Raw genomic sequence first — 17,404 nt, 5'->3', positions numbered from 1 at the left:
CATTACCTCTCCTTGGTTTTCACTAGCATAATTTTTGGCTGCAAAAGACGCAGTTTGTTTAAAAGGAAATGACAATGAAATACGGCTATTTCGATAACGACAATCGTGAATATGTCATCACACGCCCTGACGTTCCAGCGCCTTGGACCAACTACTTAGGGACAGAAAAATTCTGCACCGTGATCTCTCATAACGCGGGCGGTTACTCTTTTTACAATTCACCAGAATATAACCGTGTTACCAAATTTCGCCCGAACGCTTCTTTTGATCGCCCCGGGCACTATGTTTACTTACGTGACGATGCAACTGGCGACTATTGGTCTATTTCTTGGCAACCCGTAGCAAAAAGCTTAGAAGAAGCGAAGTATGAAGTCCGCCACGGCCTCTCTTACTCCAAATTCAAATGTGAATACAGCGGCATTACTGCCACTAAAACTCTCTTTGTACCGAAAGGCGAAGATGCTGAAATTTGGGATGTCGTCATTAAAAACGATTCCACTGAGACTCGCACTATCAGCGCTTTTTCGTTTGTTGAATTCTCTTTTAGTCACATTCAATCCGATAACCAAAACCATCAGATGTCGCTTTACTCTGCAGGTACCGCTTATCACGCGGGTGTGATTGAGTACGATCTTTACTACAACACCAATGATTTCGAAGGCTTTTACTACTTAGCCTCGACGTTTGATCCAGATTCTTATGATGGACAACGCGATACCTTCCTCGGCTTGTATCGTGACGAAGCCAATCCCATTGCAGTAGAACGTGGTCACTGCTCGAACAGCGCGCAAACCTGCTACAACCATTGCGGTTCGCTGCACAAACAATTTGTGATCCAACCGGGTGAAGAAGTTCGCTTTGCTTATATTTTGGGAATTGGTAAAGGCAATGGCGCGCGTTTGCGTGCTAAGTACCAAGACTTGGCTAATGTCGATGCCGCTTTTGCTGGGATCAAAGCGCATTGGGATGAACGTTGTGCGAAATTCCAAGTAAAATCACCGAATGAAGGCCTTGATACCATGATCAACACTTGGACGCTTTATCAAGCGGAAACGTGTGTGGTGTGGTCTCGCTTTGCCTCTTTCATTGAAGTGGGCGGTCGTACTGGCCTTGGTTACCGTGATACGGCGCAAGATGCCATTTCAGTACCGCACGCAAACCCGAAGATGACCCGTAAACGCTTGGTTGATCTGCTTCGTGGTCAAGTCAAAGCGGGCTATGGCCTACACCTATTTGATCCTGACTGGTTTGATCCAGAAAAAGTGGATGTCAAACCATCAAAATCGCCAACCGTTGTACCAACACCAAGTGATGAAGATAAGATCCACGGCATTGAAGATACGTGTTCTGACGATCATCTCTGGCTCGTTCCAACCATCTGTAAATACGTGATGGAAACGGGTGAAACATCCTTCTTTGATGAAGTGATCCCTTACGCCGATGGTGGCAATGCAACGGTTTACGAACACATGAAGGCGGCGCTTAACTTCTCGGCAGAATACGTGGGGCAAACAGGTATCTGCAAAGGCTTACGCGCTGACTGGAACGACTGCTTGAACTTAGGTGGTGGCGAATCCTCTATGGTTTCTTTCCTTCACTTTTGGGCGCTGCAAGAGTTTATCGACCTTGCAAAATACCGTGACAATGCAGAGGATGTTGCGAAATATACCGAAATGGCGGCGAACGTACGTGAAGCTTGTGAAACTCACCTTTGGGATGAAGAAGGTGGCTGGTATATCCGTGGCCTGACGAAAAATGGCGACAAGATAGGAACCGCTCAGCAAACTGAAGGTCGAGTTCATCTTGAATCAAACACACTCGCCGTCTTATCGGGCGCTGTGTCGCAAGAGCGTGGTGAAAAAGCGATGGATGCCGTTGATGAGAATCTATTCTCCGAATACGGCTTACATCTGAACGCACCTTCCTTCTCAACCCCTAATGATGACATCGGTTTCGTTACTCGTGTTTATCAAGGAGTTAAAGAAAATGGCGCTATTTTCTCACATCCAAACCCTTGGGCATGGGTTGCAGAAACGAAGCTTGGCCGTGGTGATCGAGCCATGAAGTTCTACGACGCATTAAACCCTTATAACCAAAACGACATCATTGAAAAGCGCGTTGCCGAACCTTACTCATACGTGCAGTTCATTATGGGACGAGATCACCAAGATCACGGCCGTGCAAACCATCCATGGTTAACAGGTACGTCTGGTTGGGCCTACTTTGCCGTCACCAATTTCATTTTGGGTGTTCGTGTAGGTTTTGATGGCCTAGTCGTTGACCCATGCATTCCTACCAATTGGCCTGGTTTTGAAGTAACTCGCCAATGGCGCGGCGCGACTTACAACATCACAGTGCAAAACCCGAACTCCGTCAGTAAAGGGGTGAAAACAATCACAGTGAATGGCGAAGCAGTAGAAGGCGTGATTCCTGTCATGGCACAAGGCAGTGTCAACGATGTAGTGGTTATTCTCGGTTAACGCGATTTGGGCCTCAGCGCGAAGGAGCTGAGGCTCAACATTCGTCCCACAAGGATTTTATTATGATCAAATTTGGTACAGGTGGCTGGCGCGCCTTTATTGGTGAAGAGTTTACCAAAGACAACGTCTGTCTAGTGGCTCAATCACTTGCCAACATCATTAACCACGAAAATGTGGCTAACAACGGGTTCGTTATCGGCTACGACCGCCGCTTTCTTTCTGACAAAGCCGCACGTTGGTTTGCGCAAGTCTTAGCAGCGAATGGCGTGGTGGTAAGTTTTATCGATAAGTTTGTTCCTACCCCTATTGTGATGTTCAAGGCCAAAGAAATGAATTGCGCCTATTCGGCGTGTATTACGGCATCCCACAACCCTGCGGACTACAACGGCATCAAAGTGTTCATTGAAGGTGGACGAGACGCTGATGAAGTGATCACGCAAAAGATTGAACAACAAATCGCTTCACTGACGCTTGCCGATGTAAAACACGTCGAATTTGAACAAGCGCTGCAAGATAAATCGATTGTCATCATCAATCCAATGAATGAGTTTGTCGATTCAATCATCAACTTTATCGATATTGAAGCGATCAAAAAAGCCAACCTGCGTGTGTTGATTGACCCTATGTTTGGCGTCGCGAAAAATGCATTGCAGACGGTTCTGATCAATGGCCGCTGCGATGTGGATGTGATCAATGATGGCAAAAACCCCGATTTTGGCGGTTTAATGCCTTCCCCTAATGCAGCGACTCTTTATCGTCTCAAACATTTAGTGGCCGCAGAAGGTTACGATATTGGGATAGGTACCGACGGCGATGCAGACCGACTTGGTATTATTGATGAGAAAGGCAACTTCATCCATCCTAATGAAGTACTGATCCTGCTTTACTACTACCTGCTTGAATATAAGGGTTGGAAAGGATCCGTGGTGCGTAATATCGCCACCACACACCTGCTGGATAAAATTGCCGCTGACCACGATGAGAAAAGTTTTGAAGTCCCCGTTGGCTTTAAACACATCAGCTCACAAATGGAAGCAGATGATTCACTGATTGGTGGTGAGAGCTCCGGCGGTTTAACCATTCGTGGACACATCAAAGGTAAAGATGGGGTTTTTGCATCGAGTTTGTTGGTTGAAATGATCAGCGTGACAGGTAAAAAACTCTCCGAATTACTGGGGGAAATTTACGCGAAATACGGTTACGCCTACACCGCAGAAGGTGACTGCAAATTTAAAGCCGCACAAAAAGAGTCGTTGTATAACAAAATCTACGTTGAGAAACAGTTGCCTCAATTTGAGTATGAGATTGAGAAAGTCAGTTACGAAGACGGAGCCAAAGTCTACTTTAAAAACGGCGGCTGGGTTATTGCTCGTTTCTCTGGCACTGAACCATTGCTACGCATTTTTGCTGAAATGGCGGATAAAGACACTGCAGAACGTGTTCTTCAACAGGTGAAAGATTTTCTATCGTTATAGCTTTTACCCACTTCGACTCAAATTTGAGTCGCTATACCCGCACAGTATGAAGAGGTTGTAGGTATATCGATGAAGAACACTTGCCCGGCGTCATACCGGGCTTTTTTTAAAAAGCCAACACACCTTGCGTATCAATGCTGACTGCAACATTTTGCCCAACGCTCAACGGCTGTGAAGAACTCGCCAGCAACTTACTGCCATACGCATCAATCACATAACGGCAGTGATCGCCCATAAATTGCTGCTCTAACACGCGGACTTTGCTCTCTTGCTGCGCACTAATTTGAATGTGTTGTGGCCGCAGTAGTAATTCGCATTTGGCTTCAAGCTCAATGGGTTGCTGAGCTTTGGCGTCAACCACACCTAAATCGGTCTCAAATTGCCATTCTGAAATTCGTTTGGCGCTTAAATAACTTCCACCACCTAAGAAATCGGCCACAAATTTACTCGACGGTTGGTAGTACAGCTCTGATGCGGTGCCATATTGCTCAATCACACCGTGGTTCATTACCGCCATTTTATCAGCAAAAGCAAAAGCTTCTTCGCGGCTATGGGTCACAAAAATAGCCGTCACACCCTGCTTTTTAAAAATGTTGCGAATTTCACCGATCAACTCATGGCGAACTTGGGTATCGATGTTGGAAAACGGCTCATCAAGCAGTAGTAGATCCGGTTTATACGCCAAGGAGCGAGCAATCGCCACTCGCTGCTGCTGTCCACCCGATAGTTGATGAGGATAACGATCCCCCAGCCCCGCTAAGTGCACTAATGCCAACATCTCTCCGACTTTCGCTTTGCGCTCGGTTTGAGAGAGTTGACGCAATCCAAACGCGATATTTTCCGCAACAGTTAAGTGAGGAAACAGCGCATAATCTTGGAAAATCATCCCTATGTTTCGCGCTTCCGGTGGCAACCAATGTTGACCATCGTCAATCGTCACACAATTAAGGCTCATCACCCCAGAGCTAAGCGGCAGCAAACCCGCAATAGCTTTCAATAAGGTCGTTTTCCCACAACCACTTGCTCCTAATAAACAGACGATTTCTCCCTGTTTGACTTCCAGCGACAGTGATTGTAAAACCGTTTGGTTTTCATATTTGCAAGTCAAATCATGGATAGACAGCGCACAACTCATCAGTGATTTTGCTCCAGTGAACGGTTAACGACGATAAGCGGAATTAAACCAACCGCGACCAAGAGTATCGCAGGCAAAGCAGCCACTTCTAATTGTTCATCCGATGCGTAGTTATAAACATAGGTCGCCAAGGTTTCGAAATTGAACGGACGCAATAACAAAGCGGCATTCAGCTCTTTCATTGACTCAATAAACACCAACAACCCAGCGATAAGCGTACCACGGCGGATCAATGGCAGATGAACTCGCCACAGCATAGCGTTCGATCGATAACCCATAGTTCGAGCCGCCATATCCAAAGAAGGTGAGACTTTATTAAGGCTACTTTCTATGCTACCAATCGCCACGGCCGAAAAACGCACCACTAAAGCAAAAATAATAGCAAACATCGAACCAGAAAAGATAAGACCCGGTCGCCCCCACTGCATCGCTTTAGCAACATCATTGACCCAATGATCCATAAACAGCACCGGAACCATCACACCAATCGCTAGCACGGTTCCGGGAACCGCATACCCCATAGAAGACAAGCGCATAAAGGCTAAAGTCACCCCGTTGGCGTTCAACCGATGGCAAAAATTCACGACCAAAGCAATCAACACCGCCACCAGCGCTGTCGTCAACGAAACCGTTAAGCTATTGATCGCAAAGTCTTGGAACTCCGAAGTCCAACTTTTCGCAAAATAGTGATAAGCGAATGAGACCAACTGCAATAAAGGCAGAAGAAACGCGAGCGCAACTAGCCCCCAACACCAACACAAAGCGGCCCATTTTTTCCACCCTTGCAACTGATAGCGAAAATCTTCATGGCTGTTAAATTGGCTTTGAAATAATTTCTGTTTACGACGGCTATAGCGCTCTGCGCTCAGCAGTAATAATACAATCACCAACATGATGGCGGATATTTTCGCTGCCGCATTCAAATTAGAATAACCGAGCCAAGTGTCATACACCGCAGTCGTTAGGGTATTAACGGCAAAGTAACTCACCGTACCAAAATCTCCCACCGTTTCCATCGCCACTAAGGAGAGGCCAACCGCCATCGCTGGCCGTGCAAGCGGTAGTGAAATAAGACGAAAACTCTGCCACGGAGAGCATTTTAATAGACGAGCGGATTGCAATAAGGAGACGTTCTGTTCCATGAATGCTGCACGGCACAGTAGGTAAACATATGGATAAAGCACCAGCGCAAGCACAATGCTTGCCCCGCCCAAACTGCGAATGTCGGGAAACCAGTAATCACCTGCGCCCCAACCCGTAATATCTCTAAGTAACACTTGCACTGGGCCTGCGTAGTCAAACCAACCGGTAAAGATGTAACCAATAATGTAGCCGGGCATCGCAAGTGGTAACACCAAAGCCCATTGTAAAATGCGTTCGGTAGGCAGCTTACACATCGCCATTAACCAAGCACTGGGAATGCCAAATAGCAAAGAAAGCCCCATCACACTGAACGTTAATACGACGGTATTAAAGGTATAGGTGGGCATCACGGTTGACATGAGATGAGAAAAAACCTCATCACTTTGTCCCGCAGCGGTAATAAAGATGGCTAAGATCGGCAAAACCAGTAGCACAGTGACACTGGCACTACTGGTTTTCCATAATGTATTTTTTTCTTTCATTGCCTAATTACAATAAGGCTTACTGACACATAAATGCGTTTGCAAATACATCTCATGCCCCTTCAATAGAATAGGGGCACTGTTATACCCCTAGAACCGATTAAAGGTCAAATTTCACTTCATCAAGCAGCTTAATTGCCGCGGCATGATTGTCGGCAATTTTTTCGAGCGGCAGTGGATCCGCTTTAAAATCACCCCATGAAGCGACTAGTGCAGAACGCTCAACACCTGCTTTTACTGGGTATTCAAAGTTGACGTCAGCGTACATGTGCTGTGCTTTATCGCTGGTCAAAAACTCCATCAGCTTAACTGCGTTTTCTTTGTTAGGCGCGTACTTCGCCATCGCCATACCACTCACGTTAACGTGCGTGCCTTGCGCATTCTGGCCGGGGAAGTTGATGTAGACGGCTTCAGCCCATGATTTTTGCTTCTCATCAGCTAACATTTTCCCTAAATAATAGCTATTACCCAATGAGACATCACACAAACCTTCTTTAATCGCTTTAACTTGGTCACGATCATTACCTTGAGGCTTACGTGCTAAATTTGCTTTGACACCTTCAAGCCAAACTTTAGTGCTCGCTTCGCCTTGCTCTGCAATCATGGACGCAACCAGCGCCACGTTGTAAGGATGCTTACCACTACGAGTACAGATTTTGCCTTTAAATTCAGGCTTCGCGAGGTCAGCGTAGTTGAAGTCATCACCCAGCTTGCCTACGCGATCGCGTGATGAGTAGACGCTACGGGTGCGTATTGTTAGTGCAAACCACTCATCTGCGCTATCGCGATATTGGGCAGGAATGTTAGTTTCAATGGTTTTGTTATCCACCGCTTGGACTAAACCTTTTTCAGATAACTCAAAAAGACGGCTAAATTCTGAGGTTAAAATCACGTCAGCAGGGCTGTACTCACCCTCTTGTACCAATTTCTCAGCAATCCCTTCTTTCGCAAACTTCACATTCACTTTAATGCCCGTTTGTTGAGTGAACTCTTTAAACATCGGCTCAATCAAAAATGGTTGGCGGTATGAGTAAACGTTAACCTCCTCTGCCGCCATCGCGCTCGGAGCCATCACACTACATGCCATCGCAGACAGAGTAAGCAGTTTCTTCATTTCTAGTTCCCTTTAAAATTGGTAATGATAATGTTTATCAGTTTCGTTATTATATTGATGATAGATTGAAAAACAATTCAATCAATAAAAAAACCTGCCTTAATCGGCAGGTTTTTAGGTAGGTTATCTGTAAGGAAATATTACTTTATTGTCACGAATTCTGGGTAGGCCCCCACCCCACAGTCGTGCATATCCATCCCTTCTAATTCTTCTTCTTCCGAAACTCGAATGCCTATCGTTGCCTTCAGGATACCCCAAACCACAAGGCTTGCACCGAATACCCAAGCGAAAATCACTGCGGCTCCAAGTAGTTGAGCGCCAAAAGTCGCATCAGTATTGCTGATTGGCACAACCATTAAACCGAACAAACCACATACGCCATGTACTGAAATTGCGCCCACAGGATCGTCAATTTTCACTTTATCAAGGGCTATAATGCTAAACACAACCAACACACCCGCTACAGCACCAATCGCTACCGCATACAGTGGTGATGGAGAGAGAGGATCAGCGGTAATAGCCACTAACCCGGCCAACGCACCGTTGAGTACCATGGTTAAATCCGCTTTACCCCAAGTGGTTTTACACACTAATAGAGCCGCGATAGAACCCGCTGCTGCAGCGGCATTGGTGTTGAGGAAAATCTGACCAACCGCTGTTGCGTTTTCAAAATCAGACAGCATTAGTTGTGAACCACCGTTAAAACCAAACCAGCCAAACCACAGGATAAATGTACCCAAAGTCGCAAGTGGCATGTTGGAGCCCGGAATAGGGTAAATTTCACCATTTTTACCGTATTTACCTTTACGAGCTCCCAACAAGATGACCCCAGCTAGCGCCGCCGATGCACCCGCTAAGTGAACAATACCAGAGCCGGCAAAATCACTGAAACCGGCAGCTGAAAGAAAGCCACCACCCCAAGTCCAATAGCCTTCCATTGGGTAAATGAATGCGGTCAAAATGACGGAAAAAATAAGGAACGACCACAATTTCATTCGCTCAGCGACAGCGCCAGAAACCACCGACATCGCGGTTGCCACAAACACCACTTGGAAGAAAAAGTCTGATTCAAGGGAGTGATCCGCGCCTTCTGCTTGGCTACCCATCAAGGAGCCGAATGAAGGCAGCCAGCCTGCTTCTGCGTTATCAACATACATAATGTTGTAACCAACCACTAAATACGTGGTACAGGCAATCGCGTACAAACAAAAGTTTTTGGTTAAAATTTCAGTGGTGTTTTTAGAACGAACTAAACCTGCCTCTAGCATGGCAAAGCCAGCCGCCATCCACATCACCAACGCACCCGAAATCAAGAAAAAAAACGTATCGAGTGCGTAACGTAGCTCTGTTACCGTTGCTGCTAATTCCATAATGGTTATCTCCAATCCTTTGAATCTTTACAGTGCTTCACTGTCCATTTCGCCAGTACGAATACGCACAGCTTGGCTGAGGTCATACACAAAAATTTTTCCGTCACCAATTTTTCCGGTGTGCGCCGCTTTGATAATCGCCTCTATCACGCGATCGACATTTTCAGCTTGTGTCGCTATTTCTAATTTCACTTTAGGCAGAAAATCGACTTGATATTCCGCGCCTCGGTAGAGCTCGGTGTGCCCTTTTTGGCGACCAAAGCCTTTCACTTCGGAAACCGTCATCCCTTCGATGCCGACATCGGCCAAAGCTTCACGCACATCGTCTAACTTAAATGGTTTAATTATCGCGTTGATCAGTTTCATTGCATCCTCTCACAAGCAGTAGTCCGTTTACGATCAATACAATCCAAGCTGCGTGCCAACTTTTTAAATTAATGATTTTAAAAGATTTGCAACCATTTTTTATGCCAAAAAGAAAAGGGTTGCACAAATGAGGTGCAACCCTTTCCCACAAATAAAGCGAAGTGTTTAATCTTCACCAGTTTTGTGCAGCGCTAAGTGAAGTCCGCAGGTGAGTAACGTACAAATTCGCACCACTGCTTGATCATCGAAGCAAAATCATCGATGCCGCAGCTTGCGGTGCTTTCACAATCGTAAAAATCAAACTCACTGTCACTATCAAGCGCTTCACCATGCGTCAAAACATTGGCCTGAACCGTGACCTCATCGGCAAGAATCATCACGCTGATCTCCTGCCCCTCAAGCGTCTGCTCTTGATTAAATGCACGTTTCGATGCTGCCATTAGCGCAATAACTTGATCTATTTTGGGAAGATCGTTGCTGATCTCCTCTTGTAGCCAACGGCCAATAATTTCGTGCCCCATCGAAAAAGAGCAGTAATAGCTCCCATCTAGGGTGTTTTTTTTAAATTCGTAGTCCATCGGGTTCTCGATATTGGTGCTTGGGGATACGGATAACTTTGTTATTATCGGTGATTATGGCTAACGAAACCACTTGAGATTATGCAGATCACAGAAACCACCGCACGCCAGATTGTAGAAAGAGCGATGAAGATCATCACTTATTCAGTCAACGTAATGGATGAAAAGGGACGAATTATTGGCTCAGGTGATCCCACTCGTTTGCACCAGAAACACGAAGGGGCGATTTTAGCCATCAATGAAAATCGAGTGGTTGAAATTGATCATGCCACCGCCAGTTACCTAAAAGGCGTTAAACCCGGCATCAATTTCCCCATCATTTATCAACAACGAGTGATCGGCGTAGTTGGAATTTCCGGTAACCCAACGGAGGTTCACCGTTATGGCGAGCTGGTCAAAATGACGGCGGAGCTTATCGTTGAACAAGCCGCACTGATGGCACAAGTACAGTGGAATAAGCGCCACCGTGAAGAGCTGCTATTACAACTAATTCAAGGTGCCACTCTCAACGAAACACAGCTCAATTCAATCGCCGAGCGATTAGGGCTCGATCTTTCCCAGCCGCGTATCGCTGCCGTGGTCAAATTGATCCCAGATAACGACACCGCCTTATCGCTAGAACACTTACAGCAGTTAGTGCATCTGCTGGAATACCCTGAACGGGACAATTTGGTGGGGATCATTTCAGTTTCTCACAACGAAGTGGTGGTTTTAAAACCCATCTCACTCACCGAAAAAGGTTGGTCACAAGAGGCCGAAACTAAACGAGTCAATCAACTGTTGAAGCGAGTGAAAAAAGAGGGCAAATTCACCATCAAAATTGCACTAGGTGATTATTTTCCAACGCTCTCAGGGCTGGCTCAATCTTATCAAACCGCCAAGTTGACGATGCAAGCCTCCCACCATAAACAGGGAGACGTCTTCTTTTATCAAGATGATAAGTTACCTGTACTGCTCAATAGCGTACAGCATGAGCTATGGAGCCGCGAGCAGTTACGCCAACCCTATACCCTGCTGGAACGGTATGACACTAAGGGAATATTAATTAAAACCCTCCGCCATTATTTTGAACAAAACTGCGATGTTCATCAAACTTGCCAAACACTGCATATTCACCGTAATACCTTGCGCTATAGGCTTGAAAAGATTGAGCAAGTAACCGCTTTAAAATTCAATCAGTTAAATGACATTACTCACCTTTATTTGGCTTTATCTTGCTTCAAATAAAAACATAAAATTGTGCATTTGCACAATTAATCAGTCGCATCAAAGACAGTAATCTGTGCAATAGACTGAAGACTCTTTTATTTTTGCTCCCTATATTGCAGCCAATCACTGATAAAAAATATGGATATAGAAGATGATTGAAGTTTCAACTCTCGGAGCTCTGGCCGCATTAGTCGTGGCTATCACGCTCATTCTAAAAAAAGTACCACCCGCCTATGGCATGATCATCGGCGCGTTGGTCGGTGGCGTGATCGGCGGTGTATCGCTGACCGACACCGTTGCTCTGATGATTGGTGGCGCACAAGGCATTGTAACCGCGGTGCTACGCATTCTTGCAGCAGGTATTTTAGCTGGTGTATTGATTGAATCAGGCGCTGCCACTTCCATTGCAGAAACCATAGTGAAAAAGGTTGGAGAAACTCGCGCTTTATTTGCCTTGGCCTTAGCAACCTTAATTTTGACTGCGGTCGGCGTGTTTGTCGACGTAGCAGTAATCACCGTATCTCCTATCGCTCTGGCGATCGCTCGCCGTGCCGATCTCTCCAAGGCGGCCATTCTGCTAGCGATGATTGGCGGCGGTAAAGCGGGTAACGTAATGTCACCTAACCCTAATGCGATTGCCGCAGCCGACGCGTTTAACGTGCCACTTACTTCTGTGATGGCGGCGGGTATTATTCCTGGGATCTGCGGGCTTATTGTGGCTTACTTGATTGCCAAACGTTTAGTCAATAAAGGAAGTAAAGTCTCTGCCAGTGAAGTCGTTGCGGTGGATCATTCTAGGCTCCCCCGCTTTAGCTCAGCGATCATCGCACCATTAGTGGCGATTGTGTTACTCGCACTACGCCCTATCGCTGGCATCAATGTGGATCCTTTAATTGCACTCCCATTAGGCGGATTAGTCGGTGCGGTCGTGATGGGACGATTTGCAGACACTAACCACTTCGCGGTTTCAGGTTTAACACGCATGGCTCCGGTTGCGGTTATGCTGCTTGGTACTGGTACTTTAGCCGGCATCATCGCCAATTCAGGTCTTAAAGGCGGTTTAATCGAAGTACTGACCGCTTCTGGGTTACCTTCTTACCTGCTTGCACCGATCTCAGGTGCAATGATGTCACTGGCGACCGCTTCCACCACCGCAGGTACAGCCGTTGCCTCCAGCGTCTTTAGCTCCACTATACTCGAGCTAGGCGTACCCGCGCTGGCAGGGGCTGCCATGATCCATTCAGGTGCGACCGTACTTGATCATATGCCACACGGTAGTTTCTTCCACGCCACGGGCGGAGCGGTACATATGGACATTCGTGAGCGTCTCACCTTAATTCCTTATGAATCGGCAGTAGGTTTAGTGATTGCCTTCATTTCTGTGATGATTTTTGGCGTATTTGGTCTGTTTGTTTAACGCAGTTAAGGTGTTAAAAAATGAAAATTGTTATTGCTCCAGATTCTTATAAAGAGAGCCTAACGGCAATGGAAGTCGCCACCGCGATAGAGAATGGATTCAAACAAGTGTTGCCCGATGCGCACTACATTAAGTTACCGATGGCCGATGGCGGCGAAGGGACGGTCCAATCACTGGTTGATGCCACTAATGGATCGATTGTTACCACAACGGTGACGGCGCCGTTAGGTGAGCAAGTCGAGGCTTTTTATGGCTTAATGGGTGATGGTAAAACAGCGATCATTGAGATGGCGGCCGCATCGGGCTTACACCTTGTGCCGCCAGAGCAACGCAACCCAATGAACACCACCAGCTACGGTACTGGTGAGCTGATTAAAACCGTGCTCGATCAAGGTGTTGAACACATCATCATCGGCATTGGTGGTAGTGCAACCAACGATGGTGGCCTCGGCATGGCGCAAGCCCTCGGCATTCAACTGCTTGATTCAGATGGCAATCCATTAGGCTTTGGTGGCGTTGAATTGTCAAAACTGGCCTCGATTGATCTCACACTACTGGACCCACGTTTAGCCCGCATCAAACTGGAGGTCGCCTGCGATGTCGATAATCCACTGTGCGGCGTACAAGGCGCTTCGCACGTCTTTGGCCCACAAAAAGGAGCAACACCCGAGATGGTCGCGCAACTTGATGCCAACCTTGCGCATTATGCAAACATCATAAAAATGCAATTAGGTCGTGATGTGAAAGAGATGCCGGGTGCTGGCGCGGCAGGCGGTTTAGGTGCGGCGCTGGTTGGTCTACTAGGAGCGAGCCTTCGTCCGGGCATTGAAATTGTGATGGATGCCGTGAACCTTAGCGATGTAGTAAAGGATGCCGATTTAGTCATCACTGGGGAAGGACGCATTGATAGCCAAACCATTCACGGTAAAACGCCAATCGGTGTTGCTCGCACTGCCAAACTTTTTTCCGTGCCAGTGATCGGCATTGCAGGCTGCTTGTCAGCAGACTGCGCCGTTGTTCACCCACATGGCATTGATGCGGTATTCAGTGTCGTTCCACGCTCGGTCGACTTGCCTACAGCCCTTGCCGAAGCGGCGCAAAATGTAGAAATGACCGCGCGTAATGTCGCGTGTGTTTTTAGCTTGTCTTACAGGCAATAACTATTTCGCTGAATACCATATGACGTTCACACTCATTTTAACTCCATTGACAGAACAACGTTATGAATTATGGGTCAAGTCATTGTTGGCGGAGCATTACAGCCACCAATCGAACTTAATCTAATGTTATTTCAGCATTGAGTGAGAAGCTAGAATGGTAAAAGCCACCGAATCGGTGGCTTTTTTATTAGGAGGTTAGCTTGGATAGCTCTTACACCGCTTGCTGGACAATCACACTGCCCGCTTTTTTAGTGTATTGCGCCATACGATGGAAGTTGAGGTAACGATAGGTGTCAGCTGCAGTTGCGTTGATCTGCTTCGCGTACTCTAGGTACTCTTCCAGTGTCGGAATGCGGCCTAAGATGGCACCCACGGCCGACAGCTCTGCCGAAGCAAGGTAAACATTCGCGCCGGTCCCTAAACGGTTCGGGAAGTTACGAGTCGAAGTCGACATAACGGTCGCTTTATCGGCAACACGCGCTTGGTTACCCATGCATAACGAACATCCTGGAGTTTCAATACGTACCCCAGCGCGACCAAAGATGCCGTAATAGCCCTCTTCGATAAGCTGATCTTTGTCCATCTTAGTCGGTGGCGCAACCCACAAACGTGTGTCTAACTGACCATTGAACTTCTCAAGCAATTTACCTGCCGCACGGAAGTGACCAATGTTGGTCATACAAGAACCGATGAAGACTTCATCAATAGGCGTACCTTGTACATCAGAAAGTAAGCGCGCATCGTCTGGGTCATTTGGCGCACATAAAATCGGCTCTTTAATCTCAGCAAGATCAATCTCAATCACATGTGCGTATTCTGCATCACTATCCGCTTGCATCAACTCAGGATTGGCTAGCCACGCTTCCATCGCCGTAATACGACGCTCGATAGTACGACGGTCACCATAACCTTCGGCGATCATCCACTTCAACATAGTGATGTTAGAGTTGAGGTACTCTTCAATTGAGGCTTGTGACAATTTAACCGTACAACCCGCCGCACTGCGTTCTGCCGAGGCATCAGAAAGTTCAAACGCTTGCTCAACCGTTAAGTGCTCAACCCCTTCGATTTCTAGCACACGGCCAGAGAATTCGTTAATTTTCCCCGCTTTCGCCACCGTGAGCAGGCCTTGCTTAATCCCGTAATAAGGAATCGCGTGCACTAGATCGCGCAGCGTGATGCCCGGCTGCATTTCACCTTTGAAACGCACCAAGACAGATTCTGGCATATCCAGTGGCATCACACCCGTTGCGGCCGCAAAAGCAACCAAGCCAGAACCGGCTGGGAATGAAATGCCAAGCGGGAAGCGTGTATGCGAGTCACCACCAGTACCGACGGTATCAGGTAACAACATACGGTTTAGCCATGAGTGAATAACGCCATCACCCGGACGCAGTGAAACACCGCCACGGTTCATGATGAAATCAGGCAAGGTATGGTGGGTATTCACATCGACAGGCTTTGGATAAGCCGAGGTATGACAGAAAGATTGCATGACTAAGTCAGCAGAGAAACCGAGACACGCCAAATCTTTCAATTCATCACGTGTCATCGGGCCAGTGGTATCTTGCGATCCAACCGTGGTCATTTTAGGTTCGCAGTAAGTCCCCGGACGAACACCCGTCACGCCGCATGCTTTACCGACCATTTTCTGAGCCAGTGTATAACCTTTGCCTGTATCAGCCACTGCAACTGGGCGACGAAATACTGTTGACGCTTCTAAGCCTAGTGCTTCGCGTGCTTTATCCGTTAAACCACGACCAACGATCAGTGGAATACGGCCGCCAGCGCGCACTTCATCAATCAATACATCGGTTTTAAGCTTGAACGTGGCAAGCACTTCGCCAGTGTCGTGGTTACACACTTTACCTTCAAATGGGTAGACATCAATCACATCACCCATGTTGAGCTTGGTAACGTCAACTTCAATCGGTAACGCACCGGCATCTTCCATGGTGTTGAAGAAGATAGGTGCAATTTTACCGCCGAGCACGTAGCCACCCGCGCGTTTATTAGGCACAAATGGGATGTCGTCACCCATAAACCACAAAACAGAGTTAGTCGCGGATTTACGAGACGAGCCTGTACCGACCACATCACCCACGTAGACTAGCTGATGGCCTTTCTCTTTTAGCGCTTCGATTTGAGTGATAGGGCCAATGCTGCCTGCTTTATCGGGTTGAATGCCTTCACGTTCATTTTTCAACATAGCTAGTGCATGCACTGGAATATCTGGGCGTGACCATGCATCTGGCGCTGGTGACAAATCATCAGTATTGGTTTCGCCAGTAACTTTAAATACGGTTAGCGTGATCTTCTCTTGAAGCGCCGGTTTTGAAAGGAACCATTCTGCGTCTGCCCATGATTGCAGCACTTTTTGTGCATGTGCATTACCCGCTTTTGCTTTCTCTTCAACGTCATAGAACGCATCAAACATCAGTAGAGTACGCGATAGTGCATCAGCCGCAATAGGTGCCAGCTCAGCATCATCAAGCAATGAAACTAGCGGCTCGATGTTATAACCGCCTTGCATAGTTCCGAGTAGTTGCGCAGCTTTTGCGCGGCTCACTAACGGTGAAGAGACCTCACCTTTAGTTATGGCGGTTAAAAAGCCCGCTTTAACATAAGCGGCCTCATCCACACCGGGAGGAATTCGATTTTCAAGGAGATCAAGCATGAACGCTTCTTCACCTTGAGGGGGATTTTTCAACAGTTCAACAAGTCCTGCGACTTGTTCAGCATTTAGGGGTCTAGGAACAACTCCTTCGGCAGCACGCTCTGCGACGTGTTTACGGTAGGCTTCAAGCACGACTTTTTCCTCTCATTGCGGTTTACCCCATTATTATTGACATGATGGGCAAACATCCTTGGAAACTTGGCTCTCCATTGCCAGATATTTTTATGTAATCAGCGGCAGAGAGGCCAAACTGTGGGACGAAGAATAGCAAATTTAACTTTAAATTAAAATCTTATCATTTTGACCAACATAGCAACTTAAGACTAAAGTTCTATGATTTTTGAGTCACTTACCGCCCACTTTTCAGCTCAATTCTCGCTAAAAGGTAGTGCCAATACTCAAGTATATCGAATCAAAATTATCTTCGGTTCGACCATAAGCAAACATAATCGGTCCAATCGGCGAATCAACACCGGCAAACACCGATCCCGCACCGTATAATGGGGCGGTATCAAAGCTTAGATCCGGATCAGACCATACACCGCCGTATTCTATTGATGCACCGACATAAAATGGGGAACTGAACAGGCCAAAGTCATTATCAAACCAGCGATAACGATACACCAAACTGGTGAACGCTTTATTCTGTCCAATCAAGCTGTTACGAGGAATACCTGATAAATTTAAGAAACCACCAATAGATTTAGGGTTTATCGGCTCACTAGAATTTTTACTTTGTACCACACCGTAATCAAGATTACCGACCAAAGTATGCCTGCCAAGGCTATAAGCAGCGAT

12 protein-coding genes and 1 pseudogene are annotated in these 17,404 nt (G+C 46.9%); 5 read left to right on the top strand and 8 right to left on the bottom strand.

What is annotated here, in order from left to right; all coding sequences use genetic code 11:
* The first annotated feature begins 74 nt into the window (after positions 1 to 74).
* Together AACQ17_RS09130 and AACQ17_RS09125 are read left to right on the top strand one after the other, a co-directional pair.
* Complete coding sequence (locus AACQ17_RS09130; RefSeq protein ID WP_094147072.1) at positions 75 to 2,480, top strand: GH36-type glycosyl hydrolase domain-containing protein; 2,406 nt, start codon at positions 75 to 77, stop codon at positions 2,478 to 2,480.
* Between the two features lie 62 nt (positions 2,481 to 2,542).
* Positions 2,543 to 3,955, top strand: a complete 1,413-nt coding sequence (locus AACQ17_RS09125; RefSeq protein WP_013857648.1) for a phosphoglucomutase/phosphomannomutase family protein — start codon at positions 2,543 to 2,545, stop codon at positions 3,953 to 3,955.
* Positions 3,956 to 4,061: 106 nt separating this feature from the next.
* On the opposite strand, the gene AACQ17_RS09120 is transcribed toward AACQ17_RS09125, so the two are convergent.
* The 6 genes from AACQ17_RS09120 to AACQ17_RS09095 form a co-directional block, all read right to left on the bottom strand.
* The gene (locus tag AACQ17_RS09120; RefSeq protein ID WP_094147073.1) at positions 4,062 to 5,090 is read right to left on the bottom strand and encodes an ABC transporter ATP-binding protein; all 1,029 of its coding nucleotides are present in this window, start codon (positions 5,088 to 5,090) and stop codon (positions 4,062 to 4,064) included.
* Positions 5,090 to 6,715: an ABC transporter permease gene (locus AACQ17_RS09115; RefSeq protein ID WP_094147074.1), complete on the bottom strand. Its 1,626-nt coding sequence runs from the start codon at positions 6,713 to 6,715 to the stop codon at positions 5,090 to 5,092. Before AACQ17_RS09115 ends, AACQ17_RS09120 begins: the two co-directional genes overlap by 1 nt.
* Before the next feature lie 100 nt (positions 6,716 to 6,815).
* Complete coding sequence (locus tag AACQ17_RS09110) at positions 6,816 to 7,829, bottom strand: Fe(3+) ABC transporter substrate-binding protein (RefSeq protein WP_013857651.1); 1,014 nt, start codon at positions 7,827 to 7,829, stop codon at positions 6,816 to 6,818.
* A gap of 140 nt (positions 7,830 to 7,969) precedes the next feature.
* Positions 7,970 to 9,199 (bottom strand): ammonium transporter, encoded by a 1,230-nt coding sequence (locus AACQ17_RS09105; protein ID WP_029189899.1) that lies wholly within the window; start codon positions 9,197 to 9,199, stop codon positions 7,970 to 7,972.
* A 27-nt stretch (positions 9,200 to 9,226) separates the two neighbouring features.
* A complete protein-coding gene (locus tag AACQ17_RS09100) occupies positions 9,227 to 9,565 on the bottom strand; it encodes a P-II family nitrogen regulator (RefSeq protein ID WP_010317537.1) in 339 nt (112 codons plus the stop codon).
* A 191-nt stretch (positions 9,566 to 9,756) separates the two neighbouring features.
* Positions 9,757 to 10,143: a YacL family protein gene (locus AACQ17_RS09095; protein WP_094147630.1), complete on the bottom strand. Its 387-nt coding sequence runs from the start codon at positions 10,141 to 10,143 to the stop codon at positions 9,757 to 9,759.
* Positions 10,144 to 10,224: 81 nt separating this feature from the next.
* On the opposite strand from AACQ17_RS09095, the gene AACQ17_RS09090 reads away from it, so the two are divergent.
* From AACQ17_RS09090 to AACQ17_RS09080, 3 genes are all read left to right on the top strand, one after another.
* Positions 10,225 to 11,370: a sugar diacid recognition domain-containing protein gene (locus AACQ17_RS09090; protein WP_094147629.1), complete on the top strand. Its 1,146-nt coding sequence runs from the start codon at positions 10,225 to 10,227 to the stop codon at positions 11,368 to 11,370.
* Positions 11,371 to 11,503: 133 nt separating this feature from the next.
* Positions 11,504 to 12,769 (top strand): GntP family permease, encoded by a 1,266-nt coding sequence (locus AACQ17_RS09085; RefSeq protein WP_013857655.1) that lies wholly within the window; start codon positions 11,504 to 11,506, stop codon positions 12,767 to 12,769.
* A 20-nt stretch (positions 12,770 to 12,789) separates the two neighbouring features.
* Positions 12,790 to 13,929 carry a glycerate kinase gene (locus AACQ17_RS09080; protein WP_094147628.1) on the top strand — a complete coding sequence of 380 codons (1,140 nt, stop codon included), beginning with the start codon at positions 12,790 to 12,792 and terminating at the stop codon, positions 13,927 to 13,929.
* A gap of 211 nt (positions 13,930 to 14,140) precedes the next feature.
* Here AACQ17_RS09080 and acnB read toward each other — a convergent pair whose 3' ends face one another.
* A complete protein-coding gene (gene acnB / locus AACQ17_RS09075; RefSeq protein WP_094147627.1) occupies positions 14,141 to 16,738 on the bottom strand; it encodes a bifunctional aconitate hydratase 2/2-methylisocitrate dehydratase in 2,598 nt (865 codons plus the stop codon).
* A 246-nt stretch (positions 16,739 to 16,984) separates the two neighbouring features.
* Positions 16,985 to 17,404: pseudogene (locus AACQ17_RS09070) on the bottom strand (patatin-like phospholipase family protein); the annotation flags it as partial.

Source organism: Vibrio sp. V10_P2A27P122, assembly GCF_963874335.1.
GTDB classification, from domain to species: Bacteria; Pseudomonadota; Gammaproteobacteria; order Enterobacterales; family Vibrionaceae; genus Vibrio; species Vibrio anguillarum.
The sequence above is the reverse complement of the archived record's forward strand: the minus strand, read 5'-3'. Positions and strand labels throughout refer to the sequence as shown.